12 protein-coding genes and 2 pseudogenes are annotated in these 19,303 nt (G+C 34.7%); 4 read left to right on the forward strand and 10 right to left on the reverse strand.

All coding sequences use genetic code 11. The features are described from left to right. Window positions 1-18 precede the first annotated feature (18 nt). From FTU62_RS05670 to FTU62_RS05680, 3 genes are read left to right on the forward strand one after another with little or no spacing between them, the layout of a single operon-like run. Window positions 19-2,994 carry a sensor histidine kinase gene (locus FTU62_RS05670; protein ID WP_180102108.1) on the forward strand — a complete coding sequence of 992 codons (2,976 nt, stop codon included), beginning with the start codon at window positions 19-21 and terminating at the stop codon, window positions 2,992-2,994. Between the two features lie 12 nt (window positions 2,995-3,006). Further along, window positions 3,007-4,842, forward strand: a complete 1,836-nt coding sequence (locus FTU62_RS05675) for a response regulator receiver domain (protein ID WP_180102109.1) — start codon at window positions 3,007-3,009, stop codon at window positions 4,840-4,842. 41 nt (window positions 4,843-4,883) lie between these two features. Next, on the forward strand, window positions 4,884-6,056 hold the full coding sequence (locus FTU62_RS05680) for a restriction endonuclease (protein ID WP_180102110.1): 1,173 nt from the start codon (window positions 4,884-4,886) through the stop codon (window positions 6,054-6,056). A gap of 28 nt (window positions 6,057-6,084) precedes the next feature. On the opposite strand, the gene FTU62_RS05685 is transcribed toward FTU62_RS05680, so the two are convergent. Then, on the reverse strand, window positions 6,085-6,576 hold the full coding sequence (locus tag FTU62_RS05685) for a hypothetical protein (RefSeq protein ID WP_180102111.1): 492 nt from the start codon (window positions 6,574-6,576) through the stop codon (window positions 6,085-6,087). An 87-nt stretch (window positions 6,577-6,663) separates the two neighbouring features. Here FTU62_RS05685 and FTU62_RS05690 point away from each other — a divergent pair, with 87 nt between their 5' ends. Continuing rightward, the gene (locus FTU62_RS05690; protein ID WP_180102112.1) at window positions 6,664-6,873 is read left to right on the forward strand and encodes a helix-turn-helix domain-containing protein; all 210 of its coding nucleotides are present in this window, start codon (window positions 6,664-6,666) and stop codon (window positions 6,871-6,873) included. Here FTU62_RS05690 and FTU62_RS05695 read toward each other — a convergent pair. The 9 genes and pseudogenes from FTU62_RS05695 to FTU62_RS05735 all read right to left on the reverse strand — a co-directional run bounded on the left by FTU62_RS05695 (window position 6,862) and on the right by FTU62_RS05735 (window position 19,258). Then, a complete protein-coding gene (locus tag FTU62_RS05695; RefSeq protein WP_180102113.1) occupies window positions 6,862-7,299 on the reverse strand; it encodes a hypothetical protein in 438 nt (145 codons plus the stop codon). The genes FTU62_RS05690 and FTU62_RS05695 overlap by 12 nt on opposite strands. Window position 7,300: 1 nt before the next feature. Further along, a pseudogene (locus FTU62_RS05700) lies at window positions 7,301-9,619 on the reverse strand (hypothetical protein). After that, a pseudogene (locus FTU62_RS05705) lies at window positions 9,609-11,193 on the reverse strand (site-specific integrase). Before FTU62_RS05705 ends, FTU62_RS05700 begins: the two co-directional pseudogenes overlap by 11 nt. A gap of 3 nt (window positions 11,194-11,196) precedes the next feature. Continuing rightward, window positions 11,197-12,534, reverse strand: a complete 1,338-nt coding sequence (locus FTU62_RS05710; protein WP_180102114.1) for a site-specific integrase — start codon at window positions 12,532-12,534, stop codon at window positions 11,197-11,199. A 374-nt stretch (window positions 12,535-12,908) separates the two neighbouring features. Next, a complete protein-coding gene (locus FTU62_RS05715; RefSeq protein WP_180102115.1) occupies window positions 12,909-14,246 on the reverse strand; it encodes an MFS transporter in 1,338 nt (445 codons plus the stop codon). A 204-nt stretch (window positions 14,247-14,450) separates the two neighbouring features. After that, a complete protein-coding gene (locus FTU62_RS05720; protein WP_257223073.1) occupies window positions 14,451-15,482 on the reverse strand; it encodes an enoyl-CoA hydratase/isomerase family protein in 1,032 nt (343 codons plus the stop codon). A gap of 17 nt (window positions 15,483-15,499) precedes the next feature. Beyond that, a complete protein-coding gene (locus FTU62_RS05725) occupies window positions 15,500-16,273 on the reverse strand; it encodes an enoyl-CoA hydratase (RefSeq protein WP_180102117.1) in 774 nt (257 codons plus the stop codon). Between the two features lie 80 nt (window positions 16,274-16,353). Beyond that, a complete protein-coding gene (locus FTU62_RS05730) occupies window positions 16,354-17,481 on the reverse strand; it encodes an acyl-CoA dehydrogenase family protein (RefSeq protein ID WP_180035213.1) in 1,128 nt (375 codons plus the stop codon). A 121-nt stretch (window positions 17,482-17,602) separates the two neighbouring features. Next, window positions 17,603-19,258 carry an AMP-binding protein gene (locus FTU62_RS05735; protein ID WP_180102118.1) on the reverse strand — a complete coding sequence of 552 codons (1,656 nt, stop codon included), beginning with the start codon at window positions 19,256-19,258 and terminating at the stop codon, window positions 17,603-17,605. Between the last annotated feature and the right edge of the window lie 45 nt (window positions 19,259-19,303).

Here is a 19,303-nt window from a genome sequence, read left to right on the forward strand (position 1 = left end):
AAATTCGAGAATTTAAATATGGATGAAAAATATTCATTTTTTAAAACAAGAGCTAGAACAATTGATCACTTGGGGCGTGAACAAATTGCAGATTGTCCTACTGCAGTTTCTGAATTATGGAAAAATGCATATGATGCCTATGCTCGAAATGTAGCATTACACATTTTTGATGGAAAAATTCCAGTCGCATGCGTGGTAGATGATGGCCATGGAATGGATATCACAGAGTTTAAAAATAAATGGTTGACTGTTGGTACGGAATCGAAGACAGATGGTTTTGAAATAGCTCTCGAAGACAGAAACGGGCTAGCACTAAGACCTAAACAAGGACAAAAAGGTATTGGTCGTTTATCAAGTGCTGCTTTAGGGGCACTATTATTATTAGTTTCAAAAAGAAAAAATGGAAATTTTGTAGCAGCGTTAATTGATTGGCGCCTATTTGAAAATCCATTTATATATCTAAATGATTTAAGGATTCCTGTTAAGGAGTTTGAAAGTTTCAATGAAATATATAGCTTATTACCAGAGTTATTTGATACTTTGATGGGTAATATCTGGGGTGACAAAGATGATCACAATAGAAATGTACGATTAGCTCAAGCTTGGGAAAGGTTTACACAACAAGAGTTAGACAATGAGATTCCAAAGGAGGAAACAACAAAAGCAAAAATAGTAAATACACTAATTTCTGAAGTATTTTTTGAGAAACATTTTAAAGTATGGTCTGTAGCTAAAGGTGAAGTTTCACATGGTACAGCTATGTTTATATCTCAACTTAACGATGATCTTATATATCAAGTTTCATCTACATCCTTGTTAAATGTACCTGATACAGAAAAAAAAGCGCGTGAAAGATTTTTCCAAACTTTATCTAATTTTACGGATCCATTCTGCAAAGATGATGAACTTTCAATAAAAGACTTTAAATATCTCGTTCAAATCTGGAATGGAATTTCTCCAAAAACTATTCTTGGGGATTCAATTGAATTCGATATAAGTAAATTAGAAGATTTAGAACATGTTCTTGAAGGAAATATTGACAGTCAAGGATATTTCACAGGTAGAGTAAAAGTTTTCGGTGAATGGATAGAAAACGTTAAAATATCACCGAAAGCAATCCATAAAACACGTAAAGATACTTTTGTGGGAGAATTTCATTTACGTGTTGGGACATTTGAACAGGAAATTGGTAGTACATCATTAACAGATGCACAACATGCACATTTTAAGGAACAAGCCGAAAAATATGCAGGATTTAGAGTTTATCGTGATGGATTAAGAGTAATGCCATATGGGCGAGAGGATAATGACTATTTTGAAATTGAATATCGCCGCTCCAAAAATGCTGGTAGATATTTCTGGGCCAATAGACGTGTGTTTGGTCGTGTGGCAATTACAAGAGCTAATAATCCCAATTTAAAAGATAAAGCTGGTAGAGAGGGTTTTATTGATAATAAAGCTTCTAAAATTTTTCGAGAAATAGTTGAAAAAATACTCTTAGATGCAGCTGATAAATATTTTGGATCTAAATCAGACATTAGAAAGCCGACTATTGATGCAATTAAAGAAGCTAAAGCGAAAGAAAAAGCAGAAGCTGATAAGAAAAAATTACAATCGAAAGAGAAGGCTAGGATCAGAAAAGCTATAAAGGAAAATTCTGACAGTTTATTACAACATATAAAATCCTTAGAGGTATATAAAAATACTATTAGCCAGGAATTAGAAAAAAAGAATTTAGATGAACTCCAGCTACTAAAGAAAAAAATTGATGATTTAAATGATATTACACAATCTTTTTCTTTAAGCCCTATTCCTGTTAATTTAGGGCGGATTACCGATGCTTACAGATCTTATAGGAAATATGAATTACTAGCTAAAGAGCTTACAAAAGATCTTTCTTTAGTGATCAATAAGGCTATTCTTGATTCAAAAGATAAAAGTGACTTTGAAAAAATTTCAGAAATTTACCGCTCAAAACTTTCTAGCGTAAACAATAAAATTACGACTCTAGCATCTCAAGGCAAAAGTATGGTAGCCAAACAATCTAGTGAGTTGGATGATTTAATAAAACTTTGCCGGCAACAATTTAAAATATTTGGTGAATCTATACTAGAAGATGTAAAACTTCAAAGAATTACTATGGCTGAGGCTTTAGATAAGTTAGAAGATGGACAAGAAAGAATCGAGATAGATAATTCTCAAAAGTTAACTCCATATATTACCGCTTTAGAGCGCATTAATGAAGAAATTGACCTGGAGGGGGTAGCAATCCATAGTCTAAATGAATCAGAAAAATACCGAAGCGAATTATCAAGGTTTTATGCCCTTGCACAATTAGGAATTACTGTTGAAATAATTGGACATGAATTACAAAGTCTAGATAAAACTATTAGCACTAATTTAAAAATATTATCCCAAGAGAGTTTAACTCAAAAACAGGAAAATATTTTAAAGTTAATAACAGATACACACAGTTCATTAATTAATAAATTGCAATTTTTATCGCCACTTAAATTATCTGGAGAACAAGTTGTTCGACCAATCACAGGTGAAGAAATCTTTACTTATATAAATAACTATTTTTCAGAATATTTTGAAAGTCAAAATATTAAATTAATAGTATCTGATAATTTTTTAAAAATTAAAATAATGGATACTGTTTCTAGAATTTTACCTGTTTTTATTAATTTAATTAATAATGCACAATATTGGACACAATTTAATGATCAGGAAAGAAAGATATTATTGGATGTTAGAAATGGAGAGGTAATTATTGCAGATAGTGGGCCAGGAGTAGATGTAGACGACATAAGTAGTTTATTTTCTTTATTTTTTACTCGAAAACAAAGAGGTGGACGAGGTGTTGGCCTATACTTGTGTAAACAAAATCTTCAAGCAAGTGGCCATCAAATTAGATATGAAACTATAGATGACAAAAAGTTATTATCAGGTGCAAATTTTGTAATTCAATTTAAAGGTATGGGGAACCATTAAGGTTTTATTAGAATGTTAGATACAAATGTTTATAATGAGTTAATTGAAGAAGCGTTTATAAAACCAATTAGAAGTGTAATGGTGATAGATGATGAATACCCAACTTTAAATAGTCTTATTACTAATCTTCAAACTACTCAAGATCCTGTAGGAAAATACAAACCTGAGAATCTTGAAAGACTAAAAAACATCATAGAAATGTGCCATCAAAAAAAAGAATGGGTAGTTGATGTATTTGATGGAAATACGCCAAAATTGGATGGAGAGAATCATATTCCAGAGAGACTAAGACATAGTGATTTAGTTATATTAGATTATCATCTAAATGGGAGTATAGACCATGATGGAGGGAAAGCTCGATCTATTTTAAATAAATTAGATAATAATAACCACTATAATCTTGTTTTAGTTCATACTAATGGATTAGATCATAATATTGAAGAAGTTTATAATGAAATACTATGTGATTTTATAAAAAAACCAAATAAACACTTATTTGAATTAAATGATGATCTAAATGATAAAATAGAAGATTGGTTAGATGTTAATGATCCAAATGGCCAATTATATTCTTTTTTAAACATCAACTTCGACATCAAAAGAATTATAGAACTAATTAGTATTGAAGAGGAAAAGGATGCTTATTTCCCCCAAAAACCAACAAATTTATTTAACCCATATGCAAATGACATTAAACAATTAACAAATGCGATTAGGAAAGATATTACAGATCTTAGTGAGAAAGATATTACTCAGTGGTTTGGCTCAAAAGTAATATCTAAATTAAATGTAACCCTAACAGGCACTCGTAATATCTCAGAAGTAAAATGGTGTTGGGAAAGTGATGTTAATTACATTTGTACAGATAATATTTTTATTTCTGTAATAAAGAAAAATGATTGTCCTATTGAGGAAGAATTATATGGTCAATTATATAAATCTTTAGTTAAATTGAATCCATCACCTATGTTTTTATTACTAGCAAAAATCCGTCACTATATTGACGAAATTGGCTTAGAACACGCAAATAAGATTGCTAATAATAAATATGCTCAAGCTGGTTGGTTATTTAATTTGTTGAAAAACTCCTCTAAAGATTTATCTCAACATGAAAAAGCTATAGATATTCATTGGGAGCAACTGGGACGCGCAAGTAAGCCAGCTTTAAGAGATTTTTCAATAAAACTATGTGATAGTTTAATGTCACTTTATGAAAATGACGAAAAAAAAATAGTTCAATTATTTTTTGATGTGAATTATGCACATAAGAATGATGTCTTATCAACTTTGAATGCTTTTTCTTGTTCTATCCCTCCTTGTACTACACATTTGACCACAGGATCAATATTAGAAATTGAAAATAAACTCTGGCTATGTTTATCACCATCTTGTGATTTAGTACCAGGACAACGTCAAGGAGATTGGGAAGAAAGAATAGGTAAAAATTTTACAGTTGTTAAGGCAGTCCAATTAACTCAAGAACCTAATATTCAAAAGGCAAATGAAGAGGCTAATACTAATAATTATTTATTTTTACGGGATAAGTTTGGGGAGATTAAGGCTTATTACATTTCCTTAGGAAAAAAGAATCCAAAATGGGATGTCTTTTTTGCACATAATCACGGAGTATTTGACATATCTTGTCCTCAAGTTCGCTTAACTTGTCTAAGGAAAAATGATGGGGGAGAAGATCAAGACTCCTTAACGAATATAGGTTTAATGACAAAAGATTATACAGCTACGATTGTAGCAGAGCTTAGATATGCTTATGCTCTGAATTTCTTGCAAAAGTTGGGGGCAAATCAAACAAGAATTGGCCTGAATTACAGTGATAAATTTTTTCATTAACTAAGTTTCATTTTTAGATTTCGCCATAGATAGGTTACTTAATGAAAATAATTTCAATAGATCAGCTGAACACTGCTGATCTTTTTGTTGATTGCTTGTATCAAGGTGGTAGAAAAGGTAATGCATCAGATGACCCTCTTTATCGGTTATTGCCAGTAAGTAATCAAGGTGGTTTTCGTATAATTGGTACAAAAGCAGAGCCAAAATTAGTTGTACTTACAACAAGTATGAATGACATTAATTGGCCTGATGAGATTGATAAAGAAACAGGAATTTTTACTTATTTTGGAGATAATAAAAAACCTGGACATGAACTTCATGATACCCCACGTTATGGTAATCTCTTATTGAAAAATATGTTTGATCAAGCTCATGGGACGGTTTACGACCGTAGAAGAGTTCCACCTGTCCTTATTTTTGCTAAAGGTGGCGAATGGCGTGACATGATTTTTATTGGATTAGCTGTGCCTGGAGCACCACATTTAGATTCTAATAATGATCTAGTTGCTGTATGGAAATTAAGAGATGGATATCGATTTCAAAATTATAGAGCTCAATTTACAATCTTAGATGAACCAGTAATTAAAAAGGAATGGATTACGGATATTATATCTGGGAATCCTTTGAGTACCTCATGTCCTGTTAGTTGGAGAAAGTGGATTGAGCAAGGGATATATTCACCTTTAAAAGCACCTAGAGCTCTTGAATATCGTACTCGTGACGAGCAATTACCAGATACTCAGTTAGGAAGAGCTTTGATTGAAAAGATACACTCTTTTTTTAAAGACGATCCTTATAAATTTGAGATTTGTGCAGGTAAAATTGCTGAAATGATGCTGCCAGCTATTGCTGGTAATTTGAACTTTACTCGTAGAGTAAGAGATGGAGGAAGAGACGCTACTGGACTTTATCGAATTGGAGAAGGGGCTTCTGCTGTACTAGTTGAATTCGCGCTTGAAGCGAAGTGTTATTCACTAAACTCCTCTGTAGGTGTGAAAGAAATGTCTAGATTGATTTCACGACTTAGACACCGGCAATTTGGAATTTTAGTAACCACGTCTTTTATTTCCACTCAAGCCTATAAAGAAATAATGGAGGATCAGCACCCTATAGTAATTATATGTGCTGCTGATATTGTTAAATTACTTTTCAGGCACGGTATTAATGATTTACAAACTATTGATAAATGGCTAGAAATATTTAATGAAGCTTAGTTCTATCAAATGTATACATAAAATTAGATTAAAAAAAATATTCGATTAAGGATTCTATTGCTCTGATTTTTACTTTCAAGTTATTAATTTCTCCAATCTTTATTTGTCGCAATTGTTCAATTTTGAATTGTATATCAGGAAATTGTTCTTTTAACTCTTCTAAAGCTATAATTTCATCTCCTAGGTAAATAACTTTGTTTTCAAATTGCTTTTTCTTTTGAGTTAGCCTTTGAAGAGAGAGTTTTGATTCAATGCAAAATTTGGAACGTAGAGTATGTAGATTTTCAGATTCAGTATAAGTTTTTTGTCCATATCTACTTTTTTCAATATCAACTGTTAAATATCCTTCTTTAACCAACTTTATTATTAGTCGATAAACACTTTGATAATTAACATTATTATCCACAACTTTTAATAGCTTAACTTTATCCCAGAAATCTACAATTTGCCAAGACTCTATCTTATAGCTTTCAATAACTAAAGAAAATTCTCTGAACATGGGTAAATTTTGAAGTTCCATGAGCAATACATAAAAATAATGAGGATTATAGTCCGTGGATTAAAATACTTCAATTCTTGATAGTTCTGATATTTATGGTGTGTAACTATGAATCAAGAGCTAGCAATATCAATTGGTACTAAAATAAGAGTAACTCGGAAAAGCAAATCTATTAGCCAGGAACAGTTGGCCTTAAGGACAGCAATTGATCGCAGCTATTTAGGCAGAATTGAAAGGGGAGAGGTCAGTATAACTGTTGAAAAACTTTATCAGATTTCACAAACTTTAGATATTGATCCTAGACATCTACTCCCGTAATAAATACTTTTTTAGAAGATGTGGAGCTAATAGATGGTCAACCTTCAAATTAGTTCGTAATATGACTTCTTCGATAATATCTATAAGCGTTTCAGTATTCTGATGAAGTTGTAATTCGAGTTCATCAACTTGAGTCCGTAAATTTTTATTAGTATTAGTAAGTGCCTGTCTTGTTTTTTTGTTCACATAAAGCTGCTGATCTTTAGCCCTCAGGTTCAATGGCAATAGTTGTTCTGCCATATAAAGACTAATTAATTTTTTGCGTTCAGCAGAACTTAAGGTACTTAATCCACCAGAAATATAACCTTTAATAGTTAAGCGATCATGCAAAGTCTTATGTGAGATAGGGGACTTCTCAAACCCTTCTACTAGCATCATTTGCAATTCTTGTTCAATAACTTCATCTAATTTTTTGCCACGTAACATACTAGACTTCCTCGAATTCTATCTTTTTCTGCTCTATGGCAAATAGCTCACTTAAAGTACTCGGTAATTTATTAAGCTGATCTCCATAAGGAAAAACAGGAATAGGTTTTAAATTATTCTGCCTAGTTAATACCTTATCTTTCAAACCAGTTAAATAAAGAATTTTCTGGCGTAAATCTTCAAGCATTTCATCATAAGTAGAATCATGAGCTACTAATTTTTCAATACTTTCAAACTGTAGCAATAATCTATTTAAAACAAGTTTCAATGTTTCTAATTCACCTTTACGACCTGTTATAGCGAAGTTACCGCACTGATCACCAGATTGACATGCAAGTCGCTTAGGACAGTCATGAACAGCCACTTCACGCATACAACCACCGAAAGGCAAGGGGTGTAAACAGGCATGGCATTGAATTAATGAGTTTGCTAGGGATTGATCTTCTTTTACTAATTCATTAAATGACTCAGCAATATCTTCAAAATATTCATCAAAAAAAGAATCTTTTATATAACTCGCAACTTCATTTTTAGAATCAAAAGACTGCAAATTCATCTTTAGATTATTTTCGAGATCTAACTGATCTGAAAAGTACATTAACCCATCTTTCTTAATAGCATCTATTGGATACTCAGGCTTGGGCTCTTCTACTTCTTCATAAAGAGTCAATTCATATTTTTCTAGAATACTGGCTGCAACTTTTCTTTGCTTGAGTGCTAGATGCTGGTAATGCTGATTTTGCTTGATATCGATACGTCCCATTAACATTGCTTGTAAATGCTCAGCGAGACCACTTAAAGCAAGGAAGGTATTAATATTATGACGTGGAATATGAGTAGTTAATTTAGAGTACTCTTTCTCATTTTCTAATAAATTATATTTCTCAAAAACCGACTTACTTCGAGAGTTTCCTAAAAAACTATTAACCAACATTGCATTTAAAGGAACGACGTTTGTTTTATTAATAAAAGCTCTTTGTAGGGTTGCAGATCTAAACTCATGAATAAATAGTAAGTCTTCAAAAGGAATTTTTTCTGTCTTACCCTCATAATTAAATACATGATCAATCGGGTATTTAGAATCATAAGTTAGACCCTCAATGAATGTATTGATATCATCTTTCAAATAATACTTTAGTTTTTGTGTTCCCTTCCTAAACTCTTTAAATATAGGAATATCTTTAAGAGTTTTTATAACAACTTCACGCTGACCGGCCCGTCCTCTCTAAGTATCTTTCACTCCGAAAACTGTATTAATTAGGTCATCTACTTCAACATAATCGGCAGTAATATCATCTAATGTTTTGGGTAGGAAATTAGAGCAGTCTTTTGATCTAATATAGTGGAGATGTTCTCTATATTCCTCTGTTAACTCTAATACTGATTGAAATATTGTCTCCACTAAATTGGCAGACAAAGGCTCAACCCAATGTATTCTAAATCCAGCACCTTTTGCACCATGATATTGAATACCTAAGGTGTATTGTTTGATACCGTCTAAGGTTAAATGCTCTTTGGTGATAGGATCAACTATAGGCTTTTTAATCAATGCATCAGTTTTTAAAAAAATTGCTTCTGTCGAACGTAATCCAGTGACGATAAGCAACAACAGAAGGTTGAGCACAATCTTCTCACCATTCGTTTCACACAAACTAATTAAGGAAACGATATTGATAAATGTTCGAATAGAAATAAGTTTATCTTTAGCTAGATCATCCTCATCAAGTTCCAACTGATCTATTAACGCTTTAGTTCTCTTCGCATTTGGTGTTCTATTTTGGCGGTTGATATAGAGAAATTTTTGAGAAAATTCTAAAGGTTGTTCAGTAAAACCGTAATGATTTAACATCTCCTGTAATCTAAGGTATGTACCAGCATGATCAGGAAGGTTCGTTTTACTGGAGTTTTCTGCCAAAATTTCAAAAGACTTATTTAACATTAATGTAGATAAATGGCAGGGATGTATATTCTCGATTTTTTCAGCATTTAGAGCACTATACCAACGCTTCAAGATTAAAAATTCTGCATATAGTTTTTGGGGCGATGCATTAGAGTTGGATTTACGATAACTAAGAATAAGTACAGATTTAATAAACTCTTGAAAAACGGGTTCAATGATACAGTTTTCGATACCTTTCAATTTTTTTATCGTGCCAAAAGTAAAATGTGTTTTACCACTTCTAGACAACAACCATCCTGATCCAATCGTCCCACCATACCAAGATGAATCGTTCCAACTCCATTTAAAATTAGGTTGTAAATTCTGATTAAAATAATCTTTTTGTTCTTCAATAAAAACATTATATTTTTCAATGTCCATGAATATCATCCTTCTGTAATGCACAACGAGCTATCACAGATTCAATTTCAAATTTAGTTGACTCATGAACTCGAATCAATGGATTTCTAGATACCCCAATTCCATCTGATAGCTTAATAAGATCATTGATTTCACTTTGTATGCTTTCTAAAACATGATTATGGTTAGCATCAATAAAAGGATGAAAGTACATATAACCATAGCAATTATGAACTGGTTGAAATAAACATTTGTCTTCGTAGGAACACCCACCAATATCGTAATGAATTTTGCTACCAATATTTCCTAATACTTTTTTCTGATGCCAATCTTTCTTATAAACTAGTCTTCCAGTCAGGAGCATGGCGATCATTTGTCTGTACAGAGAATTTTTACCAAGTGCTTGCGCTCTAATTTGAGCCAGTTCAGGGGTAGAGAAAATATAATGTCTAGCAGTTATAACAGAAGAGTGACCCAAGATGTATGCTATTTCTTCAGCAGAAGAACCTGCCATTGCCAAACTATAGCCGACATGATGCCTAAAATCAGAAAAAGAGTACTTTTGCTTTATCATTTCACCTGCTAGAACAGCTTCTCTGTAGGCTTTGGGAGCAAAATCAAATAATTGTGTATTAATTGCTTTTGAGCAAAAGCGTGCAGAATGTTCTCCTAAATCAAATAACTTATTTTTTGGACTTAAGTTAAATTTTTCGATATAAGCAATAATGATTTCAGCAATTTCTTCTGGTAATTTCACTGCGATCTTTTCATGTACATAACGTGCTTGTTTTGCATAGGGAATTAGTATGCTATAGCGATGAAAATGATCAGTAGTACGTGTGGTATCTATTTTTATGTCTTCAGCAGATAGCTTTGCTAATTGCACAGGTCTAAGACCAGTTACATACACCAAACCAAGTATTGATGAGTAAAGTAGTGTTTGTTTATCGACTTCCTGAAAATCATCCTTGATAACTTGGTTTAACTTGATAAAACCTTGTTGAATGATTGAAATTAAAGGGGAATCTATCGTATCTTCATATTCCTGATAGAATAAATTTGAATTAAACGACTTAGGTCTAGGAATAAAACTCAAGTTCAAAATCAACTTCAATATCAAAGTTAGGGAAGCCTTCTAAAATTAGAAGTCTCAGTAAAAATTTTATATGTGCATAAGTATTATGATGATTTTCTTGATGTGCAATTTCTATTAATATTTGTTTTAAAGTTTCATAATTTAAATGTAAATTATTATTTTTTAAATAATTTATTAAAAAATTAAAAGAATAAATTTTTTTTACTCAAAAAAGATGGTGTATTTTTCTGAATAAAAGCTATCAGAAAAAATTTAGCTAAAGTCTTCTCATTTTCAGAAAAGCTTGAGAAATCTAAGTTTTCTTTCTGACCAGAATAATAAAATTTCCAAATATTATTTGTAGAATTGATAAACTTATCGTCAAATTTATCTGCAACTAAAAATTTAACGACTTTTGGTATTTTTTACTTAGATTCTGAAGAGCTATTATCTGCTGATCATTAAAAACTGATACAAAAGGTTGTTCTTGATTGCTTTCAAAAAGGTCAAATTGCTCCATTATTTACATTTTCCATAATTCTTGTGATATACGTTGCAAATTAATGAGGTTAGCGCTATCAACAATAAATCTTTTTGCATAGTAACTTGGCATTATACTGTTAGCACTCCAATCACCTAAGACACGTAGATCTTCAAGTGCTTTTTGCATAATTTCATCATTGCTTTGATTTAATGGTGATGCACTTTCGTTTCGATATTTTTTTATAGCAAAAGCCAAAGTGATATATGCCCATGTATGACGACATACATGTGGGGTTAACTTCTGAATTGAGTCAATATTTGTATCATCAAAATATACAGGATGTGAAGCCCTGAAAGCTTGTTCTATCGTCTTAAAAATTGCATTGATGGATGAATAGCTTAGTGGAGAGTAGGGTGGTTTAAGTGATGTAAACAAGATATCTGAATTATTGAAATTCCTTATCTTTTCTATGTATAGCATCAAAAATTTATAATCCATACTATCTAGTTTTATAACCCTATAAGATTGCTCATTTTTTATACAAGGCTTTCTCTGTCTAGAATCGTATTCATCATCCGTATTAGTTATTATGAGACTATATAAGTCAGAATTGATGGACTTTTTTATTGATCTTTTTGTGAGAAGCATTAGTTCACCAACCCGTAACCCGTAGTTCATCATAAGATGTACTATCAGAAAATTACGAAGTTGATGTGATTTCGTTGAGAATGGATTGTCTATATTTATATTAGCTGTCTGGTCTGGGCGAATAATTTTATAAAGCATAACTACCATTTCATTATTTAAGCTTTTAAAGTTATGATTAATTTCACTTTTTACAGTTAAGCTATATTTAGAAAATTTACTAAAAACCCTTTTTTTGTTTAATAAGAACAAATCTATCTTTTTCCTTCGATTTGTTAATTCTTTGATTGTAATATCTTGATAACGGGTGTTCCAATATTCATCTAAAAGATATACGAAATACTTAAACAACGACCTCAAACGCTGTGCAATGGTCATATAGTTAGCATCTATATTTGATCTAAGTCGAATCAAGTTTGTTTCTAACTTTTTGTTATTTTCTAAGAAAACAATAAAGTTATCGATTTCATTCAAAAAAATCTCAGGTTCATATTTGGAGGATAAAAATGATTCACAGAACAAAGTAGAATATTTCTGATACCAAAATTCATACCAAAACTTTAGCGCCAGCATATCTGATTGTTGTGTGGCAAAACTTTGAAATCTCAGGACAGCCGTAGAATAGAGTAAAGGATAGAGACAAGGTACAGTAGCTGAAGCATCAAACAATAGAACTATGTGATTTTGATTTGAATACTTTTTTGAAAGTTTAATTGTTTTTACGACAAACATTCTAAGTACCAAGAACTTTATGAAGTAAATAGAATATAAACATAAGTGAACTTAATGTGAAATGTTATTTTATATAAGTGATTGATTTTAAGTTAAACAAAGAGGTCCATGAACTTAAAGTATCATGTACTCAATTTAACATAATATACATTATACGAAATGCTTCAGCTTTATTTACGATGATAATTCACAGCTCTTGCACATCAACTGTATTCAAATTGCTAAGTTCCTAAGCTTCGCTAAAATAAATTTGTCCTACCACAATCCTCAGACAAGAAAAAAGCCATAACAACTGTTGCTATGGCTTTTTCACATGTATTTCTATATTGAAATTCTATATTTTAAATCAATCAATTGTTTTCCTGATTGTTGATTTAGGAAGATTTGATTTCCTCACTACTAAATACTTTAGTCTTTTGCTCTATTTGATCTGGCTTTAAAAATGAAGATGCAATAATCGCAATCACTGCAAAGCCTGAAATATACGCAATAATTAAATTTGGGCTTCCATCACCAATACTTAGCAATTTTGTCGCGATTAATGGAGCTAAACCACCACCTAGCACGCCTGCAAATTGAACTGAGATTGAAATACCGCTATAACGTATTTCTGCTGGAAATTGGCGCGAAAATAACTGTGACTGCGGCGCATACATCAAAGGAAAAACCACACCAATACCAATCACAATGGCCGTCCAAACCAATACTGGATCTTTAGTATTTAACATCGCAAAAAATGGATAGCTGTATAAAGCCAGTACGCATAAACCAAATCTAAACATGTTTTTTTGCCCAACTTTATCAGACAAATGTCCAAAAATTGGCGTAATAACCATGATGACTGCAGCACCACAAATCGTTGCAAACAAGATATCTTGTCGAGGAATATTTAGCTGTGTGGTTGTATAAGCTAAAGCAAATGTCGATGCCAAATAGAACCAAGCATTTTCAGCAGCACGAGATAAAATAATCGTAATCAACTGCTTAGGATGATTTTTAAACACTTGTTTTGCTGGAACTTTAATTGTTTCGGTTTGAGCTTTAACTTTTTCAAAGTCTGGAGACTCAGGCACTTTCACACGAATATACCAACCTACAGCCAGTAAAATAATGCTGGCTAAAAATGGTAGACGCCAACCCCAGCTAAAAAGTGCTTCTTCAGGCAACATTGAGACTAGACCTAAAGCCACCGAAGCGAGCAATAAACCACCACCTGTACTTGCTTGCGGCAAACTTCCCCAAAAGCCTTTTTTACCCGCTGGCGCATGCTCTACCGCCATGAGGACTGCTCCGCCCCATTCTCCACCCATGGCCATGCCTTGTATAAATCTTAAAATAATTAAACAGACCGTTGCCCAATAACCAATGGTTTCGAAAGTCGGTAACAACCCAATCATCACAGTAGGGATACCCATCAACATTAATGTGAACAATAACATTGATTTACGACCGATTTTATCGCCAAAATGGCCAAAAACAATGCCACCAAGTGGTCGACCAATAAAGCCTACAGCATAGGTAGCAAATGCTGCCAATACGCCCGTTAACGGATCAAGATTTGGGAAAAAAAGTCGATTGAAAATGAGTGCTGCGGCAGCACCATAGATAAAAAAGTCATACCATTCGATGGTTGTACCCACCATGCTGGAAATACCCGCTAAACGATGTGAGGACTTAGCTGGTGGAGCTGTGTTTCCCTGTACATTTTGCATTGTTATCTTCCTTATTCTGCAAGATATTTCTATATTGCATTTTCACGATGCTTGATTTGTATGATGATTTTCTTCTTGAAAATCAATATTTTTCAGATCTTATATATGTTTAATTTACGCTGAGTCACTTGTTCATATCGAATAAGAAATTAAGTATGAATATTGACCAATGGTTTGAACCGTTAAAGTTTTTTAAATCACTGATTAAATAGATATTTCCTCCATTATTTTGTCTAAAGTCGGACTAGATTGTTGCCACTTTGGCTGCTTGTCTTTATCCACAATTAATGCGCGAACACCTTCGACAATATCGCCATGTTGAAACCAAACATCTTGCAAATGTCGTTCAATTTGCATGCATTGGTTTAGTGAAAGACTTCGACCTAAATGTTGGAGTTGCAAACTGATCCTTTTCGCGATTGGAGATCGTTGTTTCAAGGTATTGCGTATTTTTAACGCCCACGCTTGAGCATCATTATGCTGTTCATTTTCAAGACTATTTTCAATGGCATCAATGCTCTCAAAACCAAAATGCTTACGAATTAAATCTGCATTTTGACTGAGTTCACTTTCCGCTGGTCGAGTAATATATTTCGCAATCAATTGTTCAATATTTTCTTTGCTGAGATGCTGGGAATTTCTTAAATCTTCTTCTAATTGAACAAGTTGCTCACTCGGAACATGGTAGTCAATCAAATCTAGATACAACGCATCGCTAGCACTGATTTGATCGCCCGTAGTTGCCATGTACACACCAATATCATCTAAACGTGATAAAAAGTGTGTGGCAGCCACATCTGGGAAAAATCCAATGGCAGTTTCAGGCATGGCAAATCTAGACTTTTCGCTGCTGACAAGCACATGACATGCTTGGGCTAAGCCAAATCCACCGCCAAGTACATAGCCATCGAGTATGACAATAATGGGTTTTTCATACGAACGAATGGTGTTCAGCATTTCATACTCAGCTTGAAAATAAGCTTGATGATCATCTCTACCATTCATATAACTATCATAGAGATAGCGAATATCTCCACCTGCACAAAATGCTTTGGGACTATTTGAGCGAATAAGTACGGCATGAATATTGGTTTGATCAGCCCATAGTGCTAATTGCTGTTGAATCCCTTGGATCATTTCCAAAGACAAGGCATTTAAACTTGCCACGCGATCTAAACTGATTTGGCCTAAATGTCTATGTTCTTCAATCATTAAGTTATTTGTACTCATATCCATATCATCCTTTTTTATTTTTAATTGTCTTTAAAATTGGCTTGGCGCTTTTCAACAAATGCTTGCATGCCTTCTTTTTGGTCTTGAGTTGCAAAAATCGAATGGAATGTTCTACGTTCAAAACGTAAACCTTCTTGCAAACTGACTTCAAATGCACGGTTAATTGACTCTTTGATCATCATGGTTGCCACCACAGATTTTTCCGCTATTTTTTCAGCAGCTTTTAAGGTCTTTTCGACCAACTCCTCTTTAGGAAAGACCTGAGCAACTAAACCACTCTGCTCTGCTTCTGCTGCGCCCATTTGTCTCGCAGTCAGACACATTTCCATGGCTTTGGCCTTACCTATAGCAAGCGTTAAGCGCTGTGTCCCACCTATCCCTGGGATTACTCCCAATGTCACTTCTGGTAAACCGAATTTTGCATTGTCGGCACAGTAAATAAAGTCGCACATGAGTGCTAACTCACAGCCTCCACCTAACGCATAACCACTGACAGCTGCGATTAGAGGTTTACGGCGCTGAGCAATTCGATCTGCCAGATGAAAAAAATCATCCAAATAAATATTTGGAAAACTCAGTTCAGCCATTTCTTTAATATCTGCACCAGCGGCAAAGGCTTTTTCTGAACCTGTAATAACCATACAACCGATGGTTGGATCTCGATCTAAATCATCTAAGGCTAAATTAAGGTCTTGAATTAATGTGCTATTCAACGCATTTAAGGCCTGAGGACGATTTAAAGTAATGAGTCCTACACCATTGTTCTTTTCAAGCAGAATCGTTTCAAATTGCATGTAATATCCCTATATTTGTTCAATATTTATAAGTAGGCTTCGTCTGAAGCCTTGTCGTTTTAAATGTCTTAATGACCACGTTATAAGCTGCGGGCAATTACTAAACGTTGGATATCACTTGTGCCTTCATAGATTTGGCAAATACGTGCATCACGATATATACGCTCTATCGGGAAATCTTTGAGATAACCATAACCTCCAAAGACTTGTAATGCTGCGGAGCAAACACGTTCAGCCATTTCAGACGAAAAAAGCTTGGCCATAGACGCTTCATTTAAACAAGGTTGTCCTGCTTCTTTTAAACGTGCCGCGTGATAGACCAATTGGCGTGCAGCTTCTATTTCTGTTGCCATACTTGCCAATCGGAACGCAACTGCCTGATGTTCAAAGATCGGCTTTCCAAAAGTAATACGCTCTTTGGCATATCGGGTTGCTTCTTCTAATGCTGCTCGTGCAAGACCAACCGCTTGCGCCGCTATACCAATACGACCGCCTTCTAGATTTGATAAGGCGATTTTCAAACCTTCACCTTCTTTTCCTAGCATTAGGCTTTCATGCACTCGCACGTCTGTGAGTGCGATTTGGCAGGTATCTGAGGCATGTAATCCAAGCTTTTCTTCAGTACGAATCACTTCATAACCAGGTGTTTCTCTTGGGACAATAAAAGCACTCATGCCTTTTTTCCCTGCACTTGGATCAGTCACAGCAAAGACAATAATGACCCCTGCATTATGACCAGAGGTAATAAACTGCTTAGCACCATTAATCACCCATTCATTGCCATCTTTAACTGCACGAGTTTTAATGGCAGCAGCATCTGAACCTGTATGCGGCTCAGTTAATGCAAATGCACCGATCATTTTGCCTTGTGCTAAAGGCACTAAATATTTCTGCTTTTGTTCTTCTGTGCCAAATTTAGCAATAGGAACACAGCCTACTGAGTTATGTACACTCATGATGGTCGAGGTTGCCCCATCTGCCGCTGCAATCTCTTCTAAAGCCATAACATAGGCAAGATTACCCGTATCTGAACCACCCCATTCATCTGATACCAACATACCCAATAAACCCAGTTCCCCCATCTGTGCTAATGCCGCTTTGGGAAAGGTTCCGTGTTTATCCCATTCAGCCGCTTGAGGTTTAATTTGTTCCTGTGCGAAACTGCGTGCCATATCCTGAATTAATAATTGTTCTTCGGTAAATTGCATCTTATCTTCCTGTACATCAATCAATTGCTTTCATCCACTTTGAAAATGATTGGAACTGAATGAAAGCTTGATTCCTGATCCTGATTGTTCGGCATTAATTAAGGGTTAATCGTTGCGTCTTTTAACTTGCATGCTGCGTAGATTGTTTTGCAATCTCTTGATTTCTTAATAAGAAGCGCTGAATTTTTCCGCTTGGAGTTTTCGGTAGTTCTTGAACGAACTCCACCAATCGTGGATAAGCATGTGCAGATAGGCGCTTTTTCACAAATTGCCCCAGCTGCTCCGCTAATTCTTCTGACGCTGTGACATGCTCAGCTAAAATCACAAAAGCTTTTACGATTTCTGTCCGATCTGGATCAGGCACACCAATGACCGCAGCTTCAATCACTGCATCATGCTCAAGTAAAGCGCTTTCTACATCGAATGGCCCGATACGGTAACCGGATGTTGTAATCACATCATCATTACGACCAACGAAGCTCATACTGCCATCTGCGTGTAATTCTGCGGTATCACCCGTGAGGTAATAATGCTTTACAAAGGGTGACTTACGACTTTCTTTATAGCCACCAAACCACATCATCGGTGATTGACTAATATCGACAGCCAGTACTCCTGGCGTTCCTGCAGGTAGCTCTTGCCCTTGTTCATCAACAACCGCCACGCGATATCCCGGACTAGCATAACCTGCGACACCTGCGCGAATATCATGTTGTAAGCCATGATGATTACACACCACCATACCAACTTCAGTCTGACCATAATGGTCAAAGATCGGTGCATCTAAAACTTGTTTAAACCAGCGGAAAACTTCAGGGTTAAGCGGCTCACCAGCGCTACTGACGACGCGGAATTTCCCTTTGAGTTTTGCCATTTGTTCAGGATCAGCCGCCATCATCATCCGATACGCTGTCGGTGCGCCTGCAAGGTTCGTCACCTTGTAGTCATCTACGATCTGACACAAACTATCAATGCTAAAACCACCTTCGTAAAAGAGCGTTGCATGTCCCAGTAAAAGTGGCCCAGTGATTCCATAATACAAACCATAAGCCCAACCCGGATCGGCAATATTCCAAAATGAATCATCTTCACGCAGTCCTACCGCATTTTTCATATATTGACCAAAAGCGATTAAGGCTTTAAGGGGTACTTCTAAGGGTTTTGCAGGACCTGTAGTACCTGAAGTAAACATTAGAAGAAATGGATCATTGATGCTCTGTAGGACAATTTCACAATCTGTAGACTGTGCGTTTACTTCATCCCAAAAGTTTAAATCTCCCTGTTGAATCCCTTGACCCGCTGGATCTGCAACAGTAACGATTTGGGGACAATGTGCAACTTCATCTAATTTACTGCGATTACCAACATCGCTAATCACCAATTTGCTTTGTGCAAGGTGTAAACGATGTTCAATGGCTTTGGGGCCAAAGGCGGTAAATAGCGGTTGATATACAGCACCTATTCGCCAAGCCCCTAAAATCACCACAAGTAATTCAACTGTACGGGGTAATAAACCCGATACACGATCACCCTTTTGCACACCCTGTGACTTTAAAAAATTGGCAAATTGGCTTGACCACTGTTGCAGCTCTGCAAAGGTATATTGTTCTTTCCGCCCATCTTTGCCTTGCCAATACAGTGCAACCTTATCTTGATCAATCGCATGACGGTCGCAGCATTCATAACATGCATTTAATTGCTCTAAAGAGCCTGATAACATTTCTTTGGCAGCATGATTTAAGTCAAATGCCTTTGCAACATCTTGATAATTCGACATCTTCTCTACCTCAGTCTCAATTTATTGTTATTCCGACACGAGTGT

The sequence above is a fragment of the Acinetobacter sp. YH12126 genome (genome assembly GCF_013418745.1).
Taxonomy (GTDB): domain Bacteria; phylum Pseudomonadota; class Gammaproteobacteria; order Pseudomonadales; family Moraxellaceae; genus Acinetobacter; species Acinetobacter amyesii.

Bases quoted from the DNA above. Each gene is read 5' to 3' on its own strand.
- FTU62_RS05720 (WP_257223073.1), bottom strand. From the start codon at position 15,482: ATGGATATGAGTACAAATAACTTAATGATTGAAGAACATAGACATTTA.
- FTU62_RS05670 (WP_180102108.1), top strand. From the start codon at position 19: ATGGATGAAAAATATTCATTTTTTAAAACAAGAGCTAGAACAATTGAT.
- FTU62_RS05675 (WP_180102109.1), top strand. From the start codon at position 3,007: ATGTTAGATACAAATGTTTATAATGAGTTAATTGAAGAAGCGTTTATA.
- FTU62_RS05735 (WP_180102118.1), bottom strand. From the start codon at position 19,258: ATGTCGAATTATCAAGATGTTGCAAAGGCATTTGACTTAAATCATGCT.
- FTU62_RS05715 (WP_180102115.1), bottom strand. From the start codon at position 14,246: ATGCAAAATGTACAGGGAAACACAGCTCCACCAGCTAAGTCCTCACAT.
- FTU62_RS05710 (WP_180102114.1), bottom strand. From the start codon at position 12,534: ATGTTTGTCGTAAAAACAATTAAACTTTCAAAAAAGTATTCAAATCAA.
- FTU62_RS05695 (WP_180102113.1), bottom strand. From the start codon at position 7,299: ATGTTACGTGGCAAAAAATTAGATGAAGTTATTGAACAAGAATTGCAA.
- FTU62_RS05690 (WP_180102112.1), top strand. From the start codon at position 6,664: ATGAATCAAGAGCTAGCAATATCAATTGGTACTAAAATAAGAGTAACT.
- FTU62_RS05725 (WP_180102117.1), bottom strand. From the start codon at position 16,273: ATGCAATTTGAAACGATTCTGCTTGAAAAGAACAATGGTGTAGGACTC.
- FTU62_RS05685 (WP_180102111.1), bottom strand. From the start codon at position 6,576: ATGGAACTTCAAAATTTACCCATGTTCAGAGAATTTTCTTTAGTTATT.
- FTU62_RS05680 (WP_180102110.1), top strand. From the start codon at position 4,884: ATGAAAATAATTTCAATAGATCAGCTGAACACTGCTGATCTTTTTGTT.
- FTU62_RS05730 (WP_180035213.1), bottom strand. From the start codon at position 17,481: ATGCAATTTACCGAAGAACAATTATTAATTCAGGATATGGCACGCAGT.